Here is a 16,557-nt window from a genome sequence, read left to right as displayed (position 1 = left end):
CCGAAACCTCAGCTTGCCAGAAATCGTGCACCTGAATCCCGAGCGGGTCCCGATGTCACAGGCATCAGGATTTTAAAGAGCCGAAGTCATTTCATGTGCCAACTATGTTGACAGGCTCCGGTTAGTAGCACAACCCCGGTGCGTTTTCATCGCCAGCGTCGCGAGGTGGCCTTCGTGGTGGAACATCCAGGACGAAGGGTCTTCTTGCCCTCCCCCAGCGCGCACCTGATGTATGGCTTCTGGTTTGCGCTTTTTTCTATAAGTGGAGGCTTCGTTGTGTTCAGCCTTGGCTTCGTGGGAGGGGAAGAAGAATTGCTGGGGGCAACGGGTATTGTCTGGATGGCGATCACCCATCTGGTTATCACTCCCGCCTTGGCTATTGGCTATGTGGTGCTGTATCGCGGGGTTCGTCGCCTGGCCGGCTGGCGTAAGGAGACCGTCTTCGTGCCCTGGGAGGACGTGGTGGCGGTGGCCACGCGCAACATGGCCGTCACCGTCGGCGGCCCGGCGGGGATCGGCTGGCAGCTGCATATCCTGCCGCCGGACCCGGAGCGGCCGGGCTATAGCCTGGCCGGGGCAGGCATCGAGGTCAGCGTGACGAGCCTGCAGATGGCGATGATGCAGTGGGAGCTGATCCGCCGCTACATGGAGGAGGGCCCCGAGCGCTGTGCCCGAACGCGCCGACGATTACAGCGTGGCCTGGTACAAGGAGGAGATGGCGCGCCAGAAAAAACGCTACGAGCGAGAAGGCAAGCCGTTCTGACACTATCGCCTGGGCCGCTGGATGGAGCTCGCCTACTTCGCCAGCTGGTACACCGAGTATCGGGTCAACCATGTACTGCCCAAGGCCATTCCCAAGGGTTGGGTGCAGGAGTGGTCCCGGCCGCTTCCCGAATCCGAATGGACCCAGCCCTCGGCCGAACTCACCGAGCTGAGCCGCCAGGTGACGGCCGCCTACGAGCGCGGCGAGACCTTCCTCGACTTGGGGCCGGTGGAAGCGCGCTTTGGGCAGTCAAACGTCGGTGAGGCGCCGAAGCCGGCTTATCGCAGCGTGCCCTTCGCCACCAATGTCGGGTGAGAGAGAAGTAGTGCCATGATGGTTAAAGAAAACCAGCCACCCAGGCCCGATATGGCCACGCCCCACCGGGCCGGAGATAGCGAGTCATTTGCAGGCGGCAAGGTCAGCTACCTGTCGCCTGGTCCCTTGCCCACGGGGGCGGCGCCCGTGGATTTCAATCAGGCCATCGGTGAGGTCAATGATGTCTATCTGGACCTCGGGGGCAGCCTGCCAACGCCTTTCACTTGGCAGCTTGCCTTGGGAGGGCCATTTACTAGTTTTTTGATTGTCGCATTCTTGTTTCCTTTTTTTGGGGCAGCTGTTTTCTTTGTTGTCAGCAACGATGTTGGTTTTTTCTTTGTGGGATGGAATGGCCTGTTTCAAAGGATGTTCGGTTTAGGGGTGGGGGGGGAGTGTTTACGCTAATTCTTGCCCTGGCGATAAAACTCCAATACCACTTCAAGTTCCGCAATGACGTCCCCACCCGTTTCCACCGCCAGCGCCGTGAAGTGGCTTTCGCGCCGGGCGGCGGCAAGCCGCCGATCATCGTGCCCTGGGAGAGCGTGGCGGCCTGGGTGACCCAGGCGCAGGGGGCGACCCAGTACGGCGTGCAGCGCCAGTATGGCCTGGGGCTCGGCTTTATCGACCCCGAGACGGGGCAGCAACACTTCCTCGAATTGCCGCAGCCCGGCCTGCCGTTGGCGATGGGGCTGTGGGAGTCGGTGCGGGCCTATATGGAATACGAGGTGCATACCCGCGAGGAAATTCAGGACCCGAACGGCCTGCATCGCCCCGGCGACCCGCCCTACGAGGGCGTGCATACCTTCCATAACGCCCGCCGCCGGCTGCATCGCCGCCATCGCGATGGCGAGATCGGCCTGTTCAAGGTCTCCATGTGGTACCTGTGGCACATCCTCGTCCTGTGGACGATTCCCTACCACCTCGCCGAGTGGGAGATCCGCGCCATCCGGAAGGCTGGGCGCAAGACCCTGCCGGCGAGCCTAGAGGCATGGTCGCAGCCGCTGCCCAGGGAGCAGTGGGCCCAGCCTAGCGAAGAGCTCGAGCGCCTCTCGGCGGAGGTTCGCCGGCGCCAGGCCCAGCAACCGAACCGGCCCATCACCGCCATCTTCGCCGAGGTCTGTGCAGGGAAGGAACGGCTGACCGCCTGATGGGTGAGAGGAGGAACGCGGCTCGCCATCTCTCGCCGAAATATGAGGGCATGCGGATCCGACACGCCGCCGGGGCAAGGGCTTGGCTAGGATAAGGGTATCTCCCCGTCGTGGGCCCCCGCGATGCCCCACTTCCACCTTGCCCCGCCGCCCATGTTTTCCGCGCCGGGCTGGCGCCACCTCACCCGGATCGTCCTTTGCCTGGCGCTGTCGTGCCTGGTGGGGGGGCCGGCCGCGGCCCAGGATGCGGCGACGCGCGAGCGCTGGCGCGAGGCCATCGCCGCCTCGTCCTTCGAGGCGCCGCTGAGCGTCGTCTCGGAGGCGCGCGACTACGGCGTCAGCGGCAGCATCCATGCCCGCATCTCCCGGCCCTTGCCGGTGTTGACGGAGGAGCTCACCTCGGCGGCGGCCTGGTGCGAGATCCTGTTCCTGCACCTCAACGTCGAGGCCTGCCGGCACGAGCCGCATGCCAAGGGGGCCGAGGCCCTGAGCGTCCACGTGGGCCGGCGAGGCTTCCAGCCTCTCGAGAAGGCACAGCGGATCGACCTGACCCTGGAGGTGCGGGCGGTGCTTCCCCGCTACCTCTCCCTCGGCCTGGAGGGCGACCGGGGGCCCTACGGCACCCGCAACTTCCGGCTGAGGCTGCAGGCGATGACGGACGGCGAGGCGGCGAGCCTGGTCCACCTGCGCTATTCCCTGGCCTATGGCACGCCCGCGCGCCTCGCCTTGTGGGCCTACTTCAACACCATTGGCCGGGACCGGGTCGGCTTCACGGTGGTGGGGCGCGAGGCGGATGGCGCCCCGCGCTATGTGGGGGGCGTGCGCGGCATGATCGAGCGCAACGTGATGCGCTTCTACCTGGCCTTGGAGGTCCACCTCGCGACGCTCTCCCTGCCCGAGCCCGGCCGTCTCGAGACCCGGCTGCGGCGCTGGTTCGCGGCGACGGAGCGCTACCCGCGACAGCTCCACGAGCTGGATGAGGCGACCTACCTGGCCCAGAAGCGTCGCGAGTTGGCCCGTTGAGGCAGGGCTCGGTCAGGAGGATGGTGCTTGTTGCCTGGACTAGGCTGGCCCAGGAGAGCGTTCACCTCGGAGACAAGGAGGCAGAGATGTTTCACGTCGAGCGCAAGGGCGACGATCGCCTGGATATCACCTTCGGCGGCAAGCTCGACAGCGAGGCCATGCGCGCCGCGCTGGATGAGCTCATCGCGCAGTCGGAGGGCATCGAGCACGGGCGCATGCTGTATCGCGTCGAGGACTTCCACCTGCCGACCCTCGGCGCCATCGGCATCGAGATGTCGCGGTTGCCGGGGCTGTTCCGCTTCATCGGCCGTTTCGACCGGGCGGCGGTCATCGCCGGCCAGGACTGGATCCGGCGGGCCAGCGAGCTCGAGGGCTGGCTGATTCCCGGGCTCACCATCAAGGCCTTCGGGCCGGACGAGGGTGAAAAGGCCGAGGCCTGGCTGCAGGAGGCGCCATGAACAACCTGTTCGACGACCTGCCCGCGGCCCTCGACGATGAGGTCTTCGAGGTCCTCGCCCGCGACGACCATGTCACCATCGAGCGTATCGTGTCCCGTGGCCAGGCCTCGCCGGCCGGCGGTGGCTGGTACGACCAGGCCCACGACGAGTGGATCCTGGTGCTGAAGGGGGAGGCCCGGCTCGCCTTCGAGCGGGGCGACGAGGTGCCGCTCGGCCCGGGCGACCACCTGGTGATTCCCGCCCACCGCCGGCATCGGGTGGCCTGGACGACGCCGGACACCGAGACCGTCTGGCTGGCGGTGCACTACTGAGGCCGGGACGGCCCGGCTCAATGAGCGTGATGGCCGTCGGCGGCGGCGCTGCCCTCGGCGGCGTTCTGTACCCAGACCTCCACCTCGACCTCGCCGCGCTCGGCGAACTCCAGGGTCAGCGGGAAGTGGTCGCCCTCGGCCAGCGGGCCGCGAAGGTCGATCAGCATCAGGTGGTGTCCGCCGCCGGGGCGCATCCGTACCGGTGCGTCGGGCGTGATGCGCAGCTCCGGTACCGGGCGCATGCGCATGGTGCCGTCCGTCATGGTCATGTTGTGAATCTCGACGACGTCGCTCGCCGGAGAGTGCGCGCCCACCAGCACTGCCGGGCGGTCGCCGGTCACCTCGATGTCGAGATAGGCGCCGCCACTCATCGCGCCCGGCGGTGTGGGCGTGGCGAAGGGATGGGCGATGCGCAGGTCCTCGGCCTGCTGCTCGTGGGCGGCGGCGAGGGGCGGCAGAAGGCCGATGGTCAGCAGGCAGGCGGCGGCGAGGCGAAGCGGGTGACGCGTCATGCGGGCATCCTTGTATGAGGCCGTGAACGGGCCTCAGGGTAGCGAGTTGGCCGGAGCCGGCAAGGGGCGCATTGTCGCAAGGAGGCGGGAATCAGCTCGGCAGGCGGGCGAGGATCGCCTCGAGGGGCGCCTCCCGGGGCAGCACCCCATAGGCGGGGCTCACCGCCTCGCCGAGCCGCGAGCGGCAGAAGGCCTGGCCGATCGGCGCGGGGGCATGACGCAGCAGCAGGGCGGCCTGCAGGCACTGGGCCAGGCGCTGGGTGAGCCAGCGGGCGCGGGGCTCCAGCGCCTCCGGGGCCTCGCCGAGCTGGCCTTCCAGCTCGGCCAGGGCGCGGTCCAGCTCGGGGGATTCGCCCTTCATCGTGGCGAACTCCTGGGTCATCGCCTCCCGGGCCTCGGGATGCCGCCCCAGCACCCGCAGCACGTCCAGGCAGATCACGTTGCCCGAGCCCTCCCAGATGGAGTTCACCGGGGCCTCCCGGTAGAGCCGTGCCAGCGGCGATTCCTCCACATAGCCGATGCCACCCAGGCACTCCATGGCCTCGGCCAGGAAGCCGGGCGCGCGCTTGTTGTGCCAGTACTTGGCCAGGGCCGGCAGCAGGCGAGCCAGGGCCTTCTCGTGGGCGTCGTCCCGGGCCGCGCCGTCGAAGGCCCGGGCGGTGCGCAGGCTGAGGGCCACGCCGGCCTCCACCTCCAGGGCGAGGTCGGCCACCAGGGTGCGCATCAGCGGCTGCTCGGCCAGCCGCCTGCCGAAGGCCTGGCGGTCCTGCACGTGGCGCCAGGCCTCGACCAGGGCCTGGCGCATCATGCCCACCGGCGCGGTGGCGGCATCCAGGCGAGTCTGCTGGACCATCGCCAGGATGGTGGCCACGCCCCGACCGGGATCGCCCACCGCTTCCGCCCAGGCGCCGCGATACTCGATCTCCGCCGAGGCATTGGCGCGATTGCCGCACTTGTCCTTGAGGCGCTGCAGCTCGATGGGGTTGCGGCTGCCGTCCGGCGCGAAGCGGGGCACCAGGAAGCAGCCCAGGCCGTCGTCGGTCTGGGCCAGGGTCAGGAAGGCGTCCGACATGGGCGCGCTGCAGAACCACTTGTGCCCGGTCAGCCGCCAGCCGTCCTCGTCCCGCTCGGCCCGGGTGGTGTTGGCGCGCACGTCGCTGCCGCCCTGCTTCTCGGTCATCGCCATGCCGAAGGTCAGGGCGCTCTTGCGCGGAGCGGGAAGGGGCCGCGGGTCGTAGTCCCAGGCCAGCAGGCCCGGCGACCACTCGGCCAGCACGTCCGGCGAGGCGCGCAGCACCGGCATGGCGGCATGGGTCATGGTCACCGGGCAGCAGAAGCCGGGCTCGGCCTGGGTCAGCAGGTAGAGGGCGGCCACATGGGCCTGGTGGCCGCCGCGGCCTTCCTCCTGCCAGGCCACCGCCTGCCAGCCATGGTCCATGGCCAGGTGCATCAGCTCATGATAGGCGGGGTGGTAGATCACCTCATCGAGGCGACGGCCATGGCGGTCGAAGAGGCGCAGCTCGGGGGGGTGTTGGTTGGCCGCCTCGCCGAGCGCCTGCACGCGGCGACTGCCGACCTCCCGGCCCAGGGGCGCCAGGCGCCGGGCCACCCAGTCCGGCGCCTCCCGGCGCAGGGCCTCCTGCAGCGCCAGGTCGTCCGCCAGGGTGTCGCGGTCCTCGGCCGGGCCGGGCTGGTTGATCACCTGATGGGTGGCCAGCCGGTCGCGGGGAGCATGGTCCTGCATGGCGCGCCTCCGATGCACGGGTTGCCTTGAGCATGGTGGCTGCCGGCGGCCCGGTCAAAATCCCCCGACCCGAGGCCGGTAGGGGCCGTCGTTGGGCGACGTCGAAGGGGCCCGGCCCTAGAGCGAGGTGCGCACCGACCACAGTTCCGGGAAGAACTGCAGGTCCAGCGCCTTGACCAGGTAGTTCACCCCGGCCGTGCCACCGGTGCCGCGCCGGTAGCCGATGATGCGCTCCACCGTCTTCATGTGGCTGTAGCGCCATTTCTGGAAGTTGTATTCCAGGTCCACCAGCTTCTCGGCCAGTTCGTAGAGGTCCCAGTGCTGCGCCGTGTCGCCGTAGATCTCGGCCCAGGCCGCCTCGACCTCGGGGGAGGCGGTGTAGGGCTCGGCCCAGTCGCGCTCGAGGTGGCTCGCGGGAATCGCGAAGCCGCGGGCGGCGAGCCGCTGCAGCACGATGTCGTAGAGGCTCGGCGCCTGGAGCACCGCCTTCAGATGAGCGTAGTGCCCCGGGTGGGCGCGATGGGCCTCGATCATCCGCGCGTTCTTGTTGCCCAGCAGGAACTCGAGCTCCCGGTACTGGTAGGACTGGAAGCCGGAACTCTGGCCGAGGTCGTCGCGGAAGCTCATGTAGTCCGCCGGGGTCATGGTCACCAGCACTTCCCAGGCCTGGATCATCTGTTCCTGGATGCGGGCGACCCGGGTCAGCATCTTGAAGGCCGGACGCAGGTTGTCCTGGCGGATGTGCTCGGCGGCACCGTGGGCCTCGTGCAGGCACAGCTTCATCCACAGCTCCGAGGCCTGGTGGATGACGATGAACAGCATCTCGTCATGCTGGTCGGACACCGGATGCTGGCAATCCAGCAATGTCTCCAGGGCCAGGTACTGGCCGTAGCTCATGTCCTGGTCCCAGTGGACGCGCTCGCCCTCCAGGTCCACCTGACGCTTGCGTTCGGTCTCCCGGGTCGGTTCGTCGTGCATCGTCGCCTCCGGATGATGTGGGTGGGGCCGTCATGGGGATAGCACTCAGACTGTACGCAAGCCTTGGGCGGATTTATATTTCATAAAATTCTCTGATGTGATTAATTTTCTGCATACCCTGATGAGTCCCAAGGTCAGTATTCGCCACCTCCTGATGATCCGCGCCATCGCCGATACCGGGAACGTCTCGGCGGCGGCCGGCCAGCTCGGCGTGACCCAGTCGGCGCTGAGCCATCGCATCCGCGAGGCCGAGCGGCTGCTCAACACCACGCTGTTCTACCGCAAGCACAAGCGGCTGGTGACGACCAGCGCCGGCAAGCGCCTGCTGCACACCGCCCGGGTGGTACTGGGCGAGATGCAGCGCGCCGAGCACGACATCGACAAGCTGTCGGTGGGCATCGAGCACGTGGTCAGGATCGGTAACGAGGCCTATGGCGGCTACCATTGGATGCCCGGCTTCCTGGCGGCGTTCCGCGCCGAGCATCCGGCCATCGGCATCGAGATCATTCCCGATGTCTCGATGACGCCCTTCGTCGCCCTGCGCGACGGCACCATCGACCTGTCGATCGTCTCCGGACCGGTCAACCGGCCCGGCGTTCGGGTCGTGCCGCTGTTCACCGACGAGCTGGTGGCGGTGATGGCCGAGGGGCATCCGCTGGCCGGGCAGCCCTGGCTGAGCGCGGAGGCGATCGCCGGCGAGGCCTACATCACCTACCACACCACCCCCGCGGGGGGACGCGAGTACGAGCAGCTGTTCACCCGGCACCAGGTGCTGCCGACCCGGGTGTTGCGCGCCGGCGTCACCGAGGCGGTGGTGGCCTTCGTGCGGGCCGGGCAGGGCATCACCATCATGCCGCGCTGGACCCTCGGCCCCTACCTGCGCCAGGGCGGGCTGGTTACCGCCGGGGTTACCGACGAAGGGCTCGACATCGACTGGCAGGTGGTGCTGCGCAAGGACGAGCCGGAGGACTCGCCGGCGGCCGTGCTGGCCGCGGCGCTGTCGCGAGCGGAGCTGTCCCGGCGGTGAGTCTCACGGCGAACGTGACGCTTCGGGCCTGACTGAGTAGGCTGAAGACATTTCCCCGGAGACCCGTCATGACCGACGACGCCCTGGCGTCCCCGCCGCTGCCGGCCCCGCAGATCGCCGACGAGACCATCCAGCTGGTGGATGCCCGCAACCGTCCCTGCGGCAGCGCCTCCCGGGCCTCCATGCGGCGCTTTCGCTACTGGCATCGCGCCACCTACATCGTCGTGCGCAACCCCCGGGGCGAGCTCTGCGTGCAGCGGCGCACCCTGACCAAGGAGGTCTTTCCCGGCGGGCTCGACTTGGCCGCGGGCGGGGTGGTCGGGGCCGGGGAGGCGGTGCACCTGGCCGCCCGCCGCGAGCTGGCCGAGGAACTGGGCATCGAGGGCGTGCCGCTGCGCCATGTCCTGGACTTCACCTATGTCGGGGAGGGCAACCATATCTTCGGCAGCGCCTACCTGGTCGACTACGACGGACCCCTGCGCCTGCAGGCGGAGGAGGTCGCCGCGGCCTTCTGGCTGCCGCCGGCCGAGGCCCTGGCCCTGGAAGGGGCCACGCCGGACACCCGCCAGGCGGTGGAGGCGATGGTCGCGGCGGGCTGGCTGGAGGGGAGCGCGTGAACCGGCCGGTGGCACGGGAGGGCCTGGCGGCGGTGATCGCCGGCCTCGAGGGCGTGGTGCTGGGCAAGTCCCGGGAGGTGCGCCTGGCACTGTGCTGCCTACTGGCCCGCGGCCACCTGCTGATCGAGGACCTGCCGGGGCTGGGCAAGACCACTCTGGCCCAGTCCCTGGCTCGGGTCACCGGCCTCGACATGCAGCGGCTGCAGTTCACCAGCGACCTGCTGCCTGCCGACGTCCTGGGCGTCTCGGTGTTCGACCCCCGCGAGGCCCGCTTTCGCTTCCACCCGGGCCCGATCTTCCACGGTCTGGTGCTGGCCGACGAGATCAACCGGGCCACCCCCAAGACCCAGAGCGCGCTGCTCGAGGCCATGGAGGAGAGCCGGGTCACGGTGGAAGGGGAGACCCGTGACCTGCCCGATCCCTTCTTCGTGATCGCCACCCAGAACCCCCAGGAGCAGGCCGGCACCTTCCCCCTGCCGGAGTCGCAGCTGGACCGTTTCCTGATGCGGCTCTCGCTGGGCTACCCCGACCCCCGGGCCGAGCGCGAGATCCTGCGTGGGCGGGCCGGAAGGGTCACCCTCGAGATGCTGCCGCCGCTGCTCGATGCCGGCACCCTGCGGCGCTGGCAGGATCGCTGCGAGACCATCCACGTAGCCGACCCGCTGCTCGACTATCTCCAGGCCCTGGCCGCGGCCAGCCGTGAGCATCCGGAACTGTCCTGGGGGCTCTCGCCCCGGGGCGTGCTGTCGCTGTTGCGGGCCGCACGGGCCTGGGCGCTGCTGGCGGGCCGTGATCACGTGCTGCCCGACGACGTCCAGGCCGTATGGGTGCCGGTAGCCGGGCACCGCTTGAGCAGCGGGCGCCGCGAGACGGGCGAGGCCGCGGCGCGGCAGCTGCTCGAACGAGTGCCGGTGGTGCGATGACCCTGTCGCGGTCCGGCTCCGTCTCCTGGCGCGAGCGCCTGCGCCAGCACTGGCAAGGCCGCCTGTCCTCGCCGCTGGGTAAGCCCCTGCCACAGAAGCGCCTCTTCCTGCTGCCCACCCGCTTCGGCCTGGGCTGGGCGGCGCTGATTCCCGTGCTGGTGCTGTTCGGCATCAATTATCAGAACAGCCTGGCCCATGCGCTGGCCTTCTGGCTCTTCGCCCTGGGCGTGGTGGTCATCGTTCGCGCCTGGCGCAACCTGCTGGGGGTGCGCCTTGCCCTGCGCCTGCCCGCCGAGGTGTTCGCCGGCGGTGAGGCCCGCCTGGGCATCGTCGCCAGCGCCCGGCGAGCGCGCACGGCCCTGCGGGTGAGCGCCACGGGCGGGGTGGCACGGCTGGACATCCGCGCCGGCCATGGCGAGACCGAGCTGGCCATGCCGGTGCCGCGGCGCGGGGTGGTCCGGCTGCCGGTGCTGCGTCTGGAGAGCCGTTGGCCCCTGGGCCTGGTGCGGGCCATGGCCTGGCAGGATCACGACACCGAGCTGCTGGTCTGGCCCCGTCCCCTGATGGAGGAGGCGTCCGCCCACCGGCCCGAAGGGCAGGGGCTGGATAGCGGGGATTTCGCCGGCCTGCGCCGCTTCGTGCCGGGCGACAGCCCGACCCGGATGGCCTGGAAGCAGTGGAGCCGCACCGGCACCCTGGCCACAAAGGCCTTCGAGGCCCCGCCCCGCGAGAGCCTGTGGCTCGACTACCAGGCCTGCCGCGGCGATGCCGAGCGTCGCCTCTCGGTCCTTTGCGGGCGGGTGCTGGCCCACCACCGGGCCGGGGACCGCTACGGGCTGCGCCTGCCCGGCCAGGTGCTGGCGCCGGGAGAGGGCGAGGCCCATCGGCGTGCCGCCCTCGATGCCCTGGCGCGCTGTCAGCCGCCGGGACTGGCGGAGCTGGCGCCTTGAGCCGGGCCCACCGGCCGGCCTCGCCGGTCCTGCTGGCGGACGGGCGTCGCCTCGGTGGCGTCATGCTGCGCCAGCTGTTCCTCGGCCAGTGCCTGGTGCTGGGCCTGCACCTGGCCTGGGTGCCGGGCTGGCTGGCAGCGATGGCGGTCGCCGTGGCCGGCTATCGCTACCTCCAGCTGCGACGCGATCTGCCCCGGGCCAGCCTGGTGCTGCGCCTGGTGGCGGTGGCCGGCCTGGTCCTGGCACTGTGGGCGCACTACGACGGCTTCGGCGGCATGGAGTCGCTGATCGGCCTGCTGCTGGGCATCTACCTGCTCAAGCTGCTGGAGACCCAGGATCGTCGCGATGCCCGGGTCGTGGTGATGATCGGCCTGATCACGGTGACCGTGGCCTTCCTCCATGACCAGGGCATGCTGATGGCCCTGGCCGCCCTGGGCACGGTGGCCTGGCTGCTGCAATCGCTGGTCTGGTTGTCGGGCGCCCGGGACGCCCGTCACGCCTGGCGCGAGACCGCCTGGCTACTGGGGCTCTCGGCGCCGCTGATGGCCGTGCTGTTCCTGGTCTTCCCGCGCATGGAGCCGCTGTGGAGCATGCCGCAGATGGGCCGGGCCTCCACCGGGCTCAGTGACCAGATTGCCCCGGGCGACATCGCCGAGCTCTCGCGCAGCGATGCCCGGGCCTTCCGGGTCGACTTCGCGGGGCCGCCGCCGCCCCCCAGCCAGCGCTACTGGCGGGTCTACACCCTGTCGCACTTCGATGGCGTGCGCTGGACCCGCGCCACGCCGTCGCAACTCTCGGCGGCCCTGGGGCTGCCCCTGTCGCGCTTCGTGCGCGAGGGGCGCCGCACCGCCTGGGGGGCGAGCGGCGGCGAGGCCCCCTACAACCTAGAGCTGCTGCTCGAGCCCGATAGCCGTCCCTGGCGACCCTCCCTGGGGGCCCCTCGCTCGGTGGACTCGACCCAGCGCTTCCTCGTCGATGGCACCCTGGAGGGCCGGGAGCCGCTGCGGGCCCGCAGCCTGCTGCGACTTGCCAGCAGCGGGGCGCCGCCGGCCTACCCGGACCCCGCCGGCGCGGCCTGGCACACCCTGCTGCCGGCCGACACCAACCCCCGCACGCGGGCGCTGGCCAAGCGGCTGTGGCGCGAGAGCGGGGCTGACCCGGAACGCTACCTGCGTGCCGTGCTGGCGCGCTTCGGCGAGGCGCCCTTCCGCTACACTCTGTCGCCGCCGCGACTGACCGGCCGTGACCGCGTCGATGACTTCCTGTTCACGACCCGGGCGGGGTACTGCTCCCACTATGCCTCGGCCACGGCCGTGATGGCCCGCACGGTGGGTATCCCGGCGCGGGTCGTGGCCGGCTTCCAGGGCGGCGAGCGACACCCCGACGGCCACCTCACCGTACGCGAGTACGATGCCCACGCCTGGGTCGAGGTCTGGCGGGACGGGGCCTGGCGGCGTCTCGACCCCACCGCGGCGATCGCCCCGGAACGCATCGAGCAAGGCGCCGGGGCCGTGCGCGAAGGGCGCGAGGCCTTCCTGGCGGACGCGCCCTTCTCGCCGCTGCGCCTGCGCGAGATCGGCTGGGCCAACCAGCTGCGCCTGGAGTGGGAGCGGCTGGAGTACCGCTGGCAACGCGGAGTGATCGGCTATCACCGCGAGGCACGCGACCGCCTCCTGGCGGGACTGCTGGCCACGATGGAGAGGGGGCTGGCGGCCCTGGCCGCGCTGGGGGCCTGGGCGCTCGCGCTGGGGCTCGTCTCGGGCCTGGGCGGGGCGCTGCTCGCCACGCTGGGCCTGCGCGAGCTGTATCGCTGGGCCGTCGGGCGGCGGGGCGATGCCTGGCGCCTTCAGCGCCTTCAGGCCTGGCTGGCCCGACGGGGGCGGCCGGCCCAGCCGGGGGAGTCGCCGGCTGCTCACCTGCGGCGCCTCGCTCCCCAGGCCGGCGCCGCCGGGCCGGCACTGCTGGCCGCTGCCGAGGCGTTCGAGCAGCTGGTCTACGCCCCTCTCGGGCCCGGCGAGCGCCGCCGCCTGCGCCGAAGGTTGCGACACCACCTCCGTGAGGTGCGCCGCGGCTTGCCGCGAGGCACCGGCAGCAGGCCCGGGGCTGGCGCGACGGGGCCGGAAGTGGCATCGTGAGGGGACAGATAGCGAGCACGCGCCATGAGCATCCATGATCACGATTGCCGCACCCACCGCGGCGAGCCCTTCAACCTCCGCGCCCTGCGCGGCCAGGTGCTCCTGATCGTCAACGTGGCCAGCAAGTGCGGCTTCACTCCCCAGCTGCGGGATCTCGAGCAACTCTACCGGCGCTATCGCGACCGGGGATTCATGGTGCTGGCCTTTCCCTGCAACCAGTTCGCCGGCCAGTCGCCGGAGACGGCCCAGGCCTTCTGCGCCTTCGGCGAGCGCGAGTACGGCGTGACCTTCCCGCTGATGGAAAAGGTCAAGGTCAACGGAGCGGACGCCCACCCGCTGTTCGTGGAGCTCAAGCGGGCGGCGCCGGGCGTGTTTGGCACCGGCATGATCAAGTGGAACTTCACCAAGTTCCTGGTGGGCCGGGATGGCCGGGTCATCCGGCGCTTCTCGCCCCGCGACGGGGCGGAGGCGCTGATCGAGACCCTGGAGCAGGCCCTCGACGAGTCCTGAGGGGGTAACGTCCCGTCAGTAACCGCTCTCGCCCCGGGCCACCGCCACCCGTTCCATGAGTTCGCTCCAGCGATGCCGGGCCATCATGGTAGTCAGCCCGGAGAACAGGGCCCAGCTCTTGCGCCGCCAGCCGGTGAGACGCAGGTTGTGGGCCACCAGCTGGCGCATCAGCTTGTGGTCGTCGAAGCGTCGCCACTCCCCGGCCACCGACATCTGGTGGCGTGCCAGTACCGGTGCCAGCTCCAGACGGAACACCCATTCCAGCTCGTGCAGGGTCAGGTCGTGGCGCTGGATTACCTCGACCATGCGCGCGTAGTCGGTCTCCCGCGGTTCCCGCTCCAGCCACAGCGGCGCCAGGGCCAGCCAAAGCTCGCCGCGCTCGTCGACAAGGGTCTGCGCGTCCATGGGGTTCTCCTGCTAGGGGGCGTGCCGAGCATCCTGCCCCAGCCGCCCGCATCGCTCAAGGGCGGACAGCCCGGGCCGGGGCCGCTAGAATGTCGCCACTGACGAAAGCCATGTAACAGGGGCGCGCCGCGGCGCGCCCCGAAGCCAAGAAGAGGTCTGTCGTGATCATCAAGCCCAAGGTACGCGGTTTCATCTGCACCACCACTCACCCCGTCGGCTGCGAGAAGAACGTGCTCGAGCAGATCGAGGCGACCCGGGCGCGGAACCTGGACAAGAGCGCCGGGCCCAAGAAGGTCCTGGTGATCGGGGCCTCCAGCGGCTATGGCCTGTCGGCGCGCATTACCGCCGCCTTTGGCTATGGCGCCGACACCCTGGGTGTGTTCTTCGAGAAGCCGGGCACCGAGAAGAAGCCGGGCACCGCCGGCTGGTACAACGCCGCCGCCTTCGACAAGTTCGCCAAGGCCGAGGGCCTGTACAGCAAGTCGATCAACGGCGACGCCTTTTCCCACGAGGCGCGCGAGAAGGCAATCGAGCTGATCAAGCAGGACCTCGGCCAGGTCGACCTGGTGGTCTACTCGCTGGCCTCGCCGGTGCGCAAGCTGCCGGACAGCGGCGAGCTCAAGCGCTCGGTCCTCAAGCCCATCGGCGAGACCTACCGGGCCACCGCCATCGACACCAACAAGGATGCCATCATCGAGGCCGAGATCGAGCCGGCCACCGAGCAGGAGATCGAGGACACCATCGCCGTGATGGGCGGTGAGGACTGGGAGCTGTGGATCGACGCCCTGGATCGGGCCGGCGTGCTGGCCCCGGGGGCGAAATCGGTGGCCTTCAGCTACATCGGCACCGAGATCACCTGGCCGATCTACTGGCATGGTGCCCTGGGCAAGGCCAAGGAGGACCTGGACCGTGCCGCCGGCGAGATCGACAAGCGCCTGTCCGGGCAGGGCGGGGGCGCCAACGTGGCGGTGCTCAAGTCCGTGGTCACCCAGGCCAGCGCGGCCATCCCCGTCATGCCGCTGTACATTGCCATGGTCTATAAGGTGATGAAGGAGCAGGGGCTGCACGAGGGCACCATCGACCAGCTCAACCGCCTGTTCGCCGAGCGCCTCTACGGCGGCAGCCGGGAGACCGACGAGATGGGCCGCCTGCGCCTCGACGACTGGGAGCTGCGTGACGATGTCCAGCAGGCCTGCAAGGACCTCTGGCCCCGGGTGACCTCCGAGAACCTGTTCGAGATCACCGACTACGCTGGGTACAAGCACGAGTTCCTGAAGCTGTTCGGCTTCGAGCGGGACGACGTCGATTACGACGCCGACGTGAATCCCGTTGCGGAATTCGATGTCGTAAACCCGTAGGGCCCCGGTTCGCCGGCGGCCTGCCCCGAGATCCACTAACCCAGGAGGTCGGTATGGATACCAGGGAAAGCAAGACGCCGGAAGAGGAACTGAAGCACTTCAAGGAGGTCAGCCAGCCGGAGGACTACGAGCACCCCGAGCCCGACGAGGACCAGCCCGAGGCGCGCCAGTCGCCCGAAGGGCTGCGCTGGCTGCTGCCGGTGCTCATCGTGGTGGTGGCCGTGGTGGTGATCGGGTTGCTGGTGATCGGCCTTAGCGACTGATCCGCCGTGCCGGCCTCGTGACGCCGGGCCTTGGGCCCGGCGTCGTCGTGTCCGGGCGGCTGTCGTCACGGCCGCCTTTGGATAGAATGAAGCTTTCCTCCCGCAACGAGAGCGCTCCATGCCCGACTCCCCGATCGCGTCATCGCCCGTGCCGTTGTCTCGGCATGTGGGGGTCGTGGTGTTGCCCGGCTTCTCGCTGCTGGCCCAGGCCTGTGCCACCGAGCCGCTGTTCGTGGCCAATCGCCTGGAGGGACGGAGCCTCTACCGCCTGTCGACCTTCGCCGTCGACGAGCGCCCCGTGGCCAGCGCCTCGGGCCAGGCCCTGATGCCCCAGGCCGTCGCCGGTGAGCCCGACCAGGCCCTGGACATCCTGCTGGTCTGCGCCCCGGGACCGCTCGCGGGCAGCGTCCCGCCGGGCCTGCTCGACTGGCTGCGGCGCCTGGCCGCCGCCCGGGTGGTGCTGGGCGGGATCGGCGGGGGCACCGAGGTGCTGGCCCGGGCCGGGGTGCTCGATGGCTACCGGGCGACCCTGCCCTGGCCGCGCTTCGCGGCCTTTGCCCGGGATTATCCGCGGGTCCGCCTGTCGCAGCAGCTGTTCGAGATCGACCGTGACCGCCTGACCTGTGGCGGCGGCACCGCGGCCATGGACATGATGATGACCCTGGTCGGCAGCCAGCACGGCGGGGAACTGGCCGAGCGGATCTCGGAGCACTTCGTGCTGGAGCGTATCCGCATGGGCGACGAGCCCCAGCAGGTGCCGCTACGCACCCGGCTCGGCCATGCCCCCCAGAGCCTGGTGGACGCCGTGGCGCTGATGGAATCCAACATCGAGGAGCCGCTGACGACCCACGAGCTCGCCGAGCATCTCGGCATCTCGCGTCGCCAGCTCGAGCGGTTGTTCAAGAAGCACCTGCAGGCGGTGCCCAGCCGCTACTACCTCAACCTGCGCCTGCAGCAGGCGCGGCGGCTGCTGCGCGAGAGCGACCGGCCCGCCGGCGAGATCGCCCTGCAGACCGGCTTCTCCTCGGCGGCTCACTTCTCCACCGCCTACCGCAACCACTTCGGCATCACCCCGCGGGAGGAGCGCCTGGGGTGACACCGGCCCGTCGGCCAGCGT

19 protein-coding genes are annotated in these 16,557 nt (G+C 69.9%); 15 read left to right on the top strand and 4 right to left on the bottom strand.

Going from position 1 to position 16,557, the window contains the following annotated elements; genetic code table 11:
- The first annotated feature begins 784 nt into the window (after positions 1–784).
- The 6 genes from EKG36_RS17035 (at position 785) to EKG36_RS17010 (ending at position 4,018) form a co-directional block, all read left to right on the top strand.
- The gene (locus tag EKG36_RS17035; protein ID WP_126486280.1) at positions 785–1,078 is read left to right on the top strand and encodes a hypothetical protein; all 294 of its coding nucleotides are present in this window, start codon (positions 785–787) and stop codon (positions 1,076–1,078) included.
- A gap of 15 nt (positions 1,079–1,093) precedes the next feature.
- A complete protein-coding gene (locus tag EKG36_RS17030; protein ID WP_126486278.1) occupies positions 1,094–1,483 on the top strand; it encodes a hypothetical protein in 390 nt (129 codons plus the stop codon).
- Positions 1,471–2,226 (top strand): hypothetical protein, encoded by a 756-nt coding sequence (locus EKG36_RS20855; protein WP_246007547.1) that lies wholly within the window; start codon positions 1,471–1,473, stop codon positions 2,224–2,226. Before EKG36_RS17030 ends, EKG36_RS20855 begins: the two co-directional genes overlap by 13 nt.
- A gap of 123 nt (positions 2,227–2,349) precedes the next feature.
- The gene (locus EKG36_RS17020; RefSeq protein ID WP_126486276.1) at positions 2,350–3,249 is read left to right on the top strand and encodes a hypothetical protein; all 900 of its coding nucleotides are present in this window, start codon (positions 2,350–2,352) and stop codon (positions 3,247–3,249) included.
- A gap of 86 nt (positions 3,250–3,335) precedes the next feature.
- Positions 3,336–3,707 carry a SpoIIAA family protein gene (locus EKG36_RS17015; RefSeq protein ID WP_126486274.1) on the top strand — a complete coding sequence of 124 codons (372 nt, stop codon included), beginning with the start codon at positions 3,336–3,338 and terminating at the stop codon, positions 3,705–3,707.
- A complete protein-coding gene (locus EKG36_RS17010) occupies positions 3,704–4,018 on the top strand; it encodes a cupin domain-containing protein (protein WP_126486272.1) in 315 nt (104 codons plus the stop codon). Before EKG36_RS17015 ends, EKG36_RS17010 begins: the two co-directional genes overlap by 4 nt.
- A 17-nt stretch (positions 4,019–4,035) precedes the next feature.
- Here EKG36_RS17010 and EKG36_RS17005 read toward each other — a convergent pair whose 3' ends face one another.
- The 3 genes from EKG36_RS17005 to kynA form a co-directional block, all read right to left on the bottom strand.
- Positions 4,036–4,530, bottom strand: a complete 495-nt coding sequence (locus EKG36_RS17005; RefSeq protein ID WP_126486270.1) for a copper chaperone PCu(A)C — start codon at positions 4,528–4,530, stop codon at positions 4,036–4,038.
- 91 nt (positions 4,531–4,621) lie between these two features.
- A complete protein-coding gene (locus tag EKG36_RS17000; protein ID WP_126486268.1) occupies positions 4,622–6,274 on the bottom strand; it encodes an acyl-CoA dehydrogenase family protein in 1,653 nt (550 codons plus the stop codon).
- Between the two features lie 117 nt (positions 6,275–6,391).
- Positions 6,392–7,252 carry a tryptophan 2,3-dioxygenase gene (gene kynA / locus EKG36_RS16995; protein ID WP_126486266.1) on the bottom strand — a complete coding sequence of 287 codons (861 nt, stop codon included), beginning with the start codon at positions 7,250–7,252 and terminating at the stop codon, positions 6,392–6,394.
- 121 nt (positions 7,253–7,373) lie between these two features.
- On the opposite strand from kynA, the gene EKG36_RS16990 reads away from it, so the two are divergent.
- The 6 genes from EKG36_RS16990 (at position 7,374) to EKG36_RS16965 (ending at position 13,414) form a co-directional block, all read left to right on the top strand.
- Positions 7,374–8,279, top strand: coding sequence for a LysR family transcriptional regulator (locus EKG36_RS16990; protein ID WP_246007546.1), 906 nt, complete (start codon positions 7,374–7,376; stop codon positions 8,277–8,279).
- Positions 8,280–8,347: 68 nt separating this feature from the next.
- The gene (locus EKG36_RS16985) at positions 8,348–8,896 is read left to right on the top strand and encodes an NUDIX hydrolase (RefSeq protein ID WP_126486264.1); all 549 of its coding nucleotides are present in this window, start codon (positions 8,348–8,350) and stop codon (positions 8,894–8,896) included.
- Positions 8,893–9,819: an AAA family ATPase gene (locus tag EKG36_RS16980; RefSeq protein WP_126486262.1), complete on the top strand. Its 927-nt coding sequence runs from the start codon at positions 8,893–8,895 to the stop codon at positions 9,817–9,819. Before EKG36_RS16985 ends, EKG36_RS16980 begins: the two co-directional genes overlap by 4 nt.
- Positions 9,816–10,769 carry a DUF58 domain-containing protein gene (locus tag EKG36_RS16975; RefSeq protein ID WP_185827593.1) on the top strand — a complete coding sequence of 318 codons (954 nt, stop codon included), beginning with the start codon at positions 9,816–9,818 and terminating at the stop codon, positions 10,767–10,769. Before EKG36_RS16980 ends, EKG36_RS16975 begins: the two co-directional genes overlap by 4 nt.
- Positions 10,766–12,904: a transglutaminase TgpA family protein gene (locus EKG36_RS16970; RefSeq protein WP_126486258.1), complete on the top strand. Its 2,139-nt coding sequence runs from the start codon at positions 10,766–10,768 to the stop codon at positions 12,902–12,904. Before EKG36_RS16975 ends, EKG36_RS16970 begins: the two co-directional genes overlap by 4 nt.
- Positions 12,905–12,928: 24 nt before the next feature.
- Positions 12,929–13,414 carry a glutathione peroxidase gene (locus EKG36_RS16965; RefSeq protein WP_126486256.1) on the top strand — a complete coding sequence of 162 codons (486 nt, stop codon included), beginning with the start codon at positions 12,929–12,931 and terminating at the stop codon, positions 13,412–13,414.
- Positions 13,415–13,429: 15 nt separating this feature from the next.
- Here EKG36_RS16965 and EKG36_RS16960 read toward each other — a convergent pair whose 3' ends face one another.
- Complete coding sequence (locus EKG36_RS16960) at positions 13,430–13,819, bottom strand: DUF7079 family protein (RefSeq protein ID WP_126486254.1); 390 nt, start codon at positions 13,817–13,819, stop codon at positions 13,430–13,432.
- A gap of 161 nt (positions 13,820–13,980) precedes the next feature.
- Between EKG36_RS16960 and fabV the strand changes: the two genes are divergently transcribed.
- From fabV to EKG36_RS16945, 3 genes are all read left to right on the top strand, one after another.
- A complete protein-coding gene (fabV, locus tag EKG36_RS16955; protein ID WP_126486252.1) occupies positions 13,981–15,177 on the top strand; it encodes an enoyl-ACP reductase FabV in 1,197 nt (398 codons plus the stop codon).
- A gap of 53 nt (positions 15,178–15,230) precedes the next feature.
- Positions 15,231–15,440: a hypothetical protein gene (locus EKG36_RS16950; protein ID WP_126486250.1), complete on the top strand. Its 210-nt coding sequence runs from the start codon at positions 15,231–15,233 to the stop codon at positions 15,438–15,440.
- A 118-nt stretch (positions 15,441–15,558) separates the two neighbouring features.
- Entirely contained in the window at positions 15,559–16,536 is a 978-nt protein-coding gene (locus tag EKG36_RS16945; protein WP_185827592.1) for a GlxA family transcriptional regulator, read from the top strand.
- The last annotated feature ends 21 nt before the right edge of the window (positions 16,537–16,557 follow it).

It is taken from the genome of Halomonas nitroreducens, from assembly GCF_003966155.1.
GTDB classification, from domain to species: Bacteria; Pseudomonadota; Gammaproteobacteria; order Pseudomonadales; family Halomonadaceae; genus Halomonas; species Halomonas nitroreducens.
This window is presented reverse-complemented; position numbering and strand designations above follow the sequence as displayed.

Excerpts from the sequence above, each read along its gene's own strand:
- EKG36_RS17035 (WP_126486280.1), top strand. The coding sequence starts at position 785 with ATGGAGCTCGCCTACTTCGCCAGCTGGTACACCGAGTATCGGGTCAAC.
- EKG36_RS17030 (WP_126486278.1), top strand. The coding sequence starts at position 1,094 with ATGATGGTTAAAGAAAACCAGCCACCCAGGCCCGATATGGCCACGCCC.
- EKG36_RS17020 (WP_126486276.1), top strand. The coding sequence starts at position 2,350 with ATGCCCCACTTCCACCTTGCCCCGCCGCCCATGTTTTCCGCGCCGGGC.
- EKG36_RS17015 (WP_126486274.1), top strand. The coding sequence starts at position 3,336 with ATGTTTCACGTCGAGCGCAAGGGCGACGATCGCCTGGATATCACCTTC.
- EKG36_RS17010 (WP_126486272.1), top strand. The coding sequence starts at position 3,704 with ATGAACAACCTGTTCGACGACCTGCCCGCGGCCCTCGACGATGAGGTC.
- EKG36_RS17005 (WP_126486270.1), bottom strand. The coding sequence starts at position 4,530 with ATGACGCGTCACCCGCTTCGCCTCGCCGCCGCCTGCCTGCTGACCATC.
- EKG36_RS17000 (WP_126486268.1), bottom strand. The coding sequence starts at position 6,274 with ATGCAGGACCATGCTCCCCGCGACCGGCTGGCCACCCATCAGGTGATC.
- kynA (WP_126486266.1), bottom strand. The coding sequence starts at position 7,252 with ATGCACGACGAACCGACCCGGGAGACCGAACGCAAGCGTCAGGTGGAC.
- EKG36_RS16990 (WP_246007546.1), top strand. The coding sequence starts at position 7,374 with ATGAGTCCCAAGGTCAGTATTCGCCACCTCCTGATGATCCGCGCCATC.
- EKG36_RS16985 (WP_126486264.1), top strand. The coding sequence starts at position 8,348 with ATGACCGACGACGCCCTGGCGTCCCCGCCGCTGCCGGCCCCGCAGATC.
- EKG36_RS16975 (WP_185827593.1), top strand. The coding sequence starts at position 9,816 with ATGACCCTGTCGCGGTCCGGCTCCGTCTCCTGGCGCGAGCGCCTGCGC.
- EKG36_RS16965 (WP_126486256.1), top strand. The coding sequence starts at position 12,929 with ATGAGCATCCATGATCACGATTGCCGCACCCACCGCGGCGAGCCCTTC.
- EKG36_RS16960 (WP_126486254.1), bottom strand. The coding sequence starts at position 13,819 with ATGGACGCGCAGACCCTTGTCGACGAGCGCGGCGAGCTTTGGCTGGCC.
- EKG36_RS16950 (WP_126486250.1), top strand. The coding sequence starts at position 15,231 with ATGGATACCAGGGAAAGCAAGACGCCGGAAGAGGAACTGAAGCACTTC.
- EKG36_RS16945 (WP_185827592.1), top strand. The coding sequence starts at position 15,559 with ATGCCCGACTCCCCGATCGCGTCATCGCCCGTGCCGTTGTCTCGGCAT.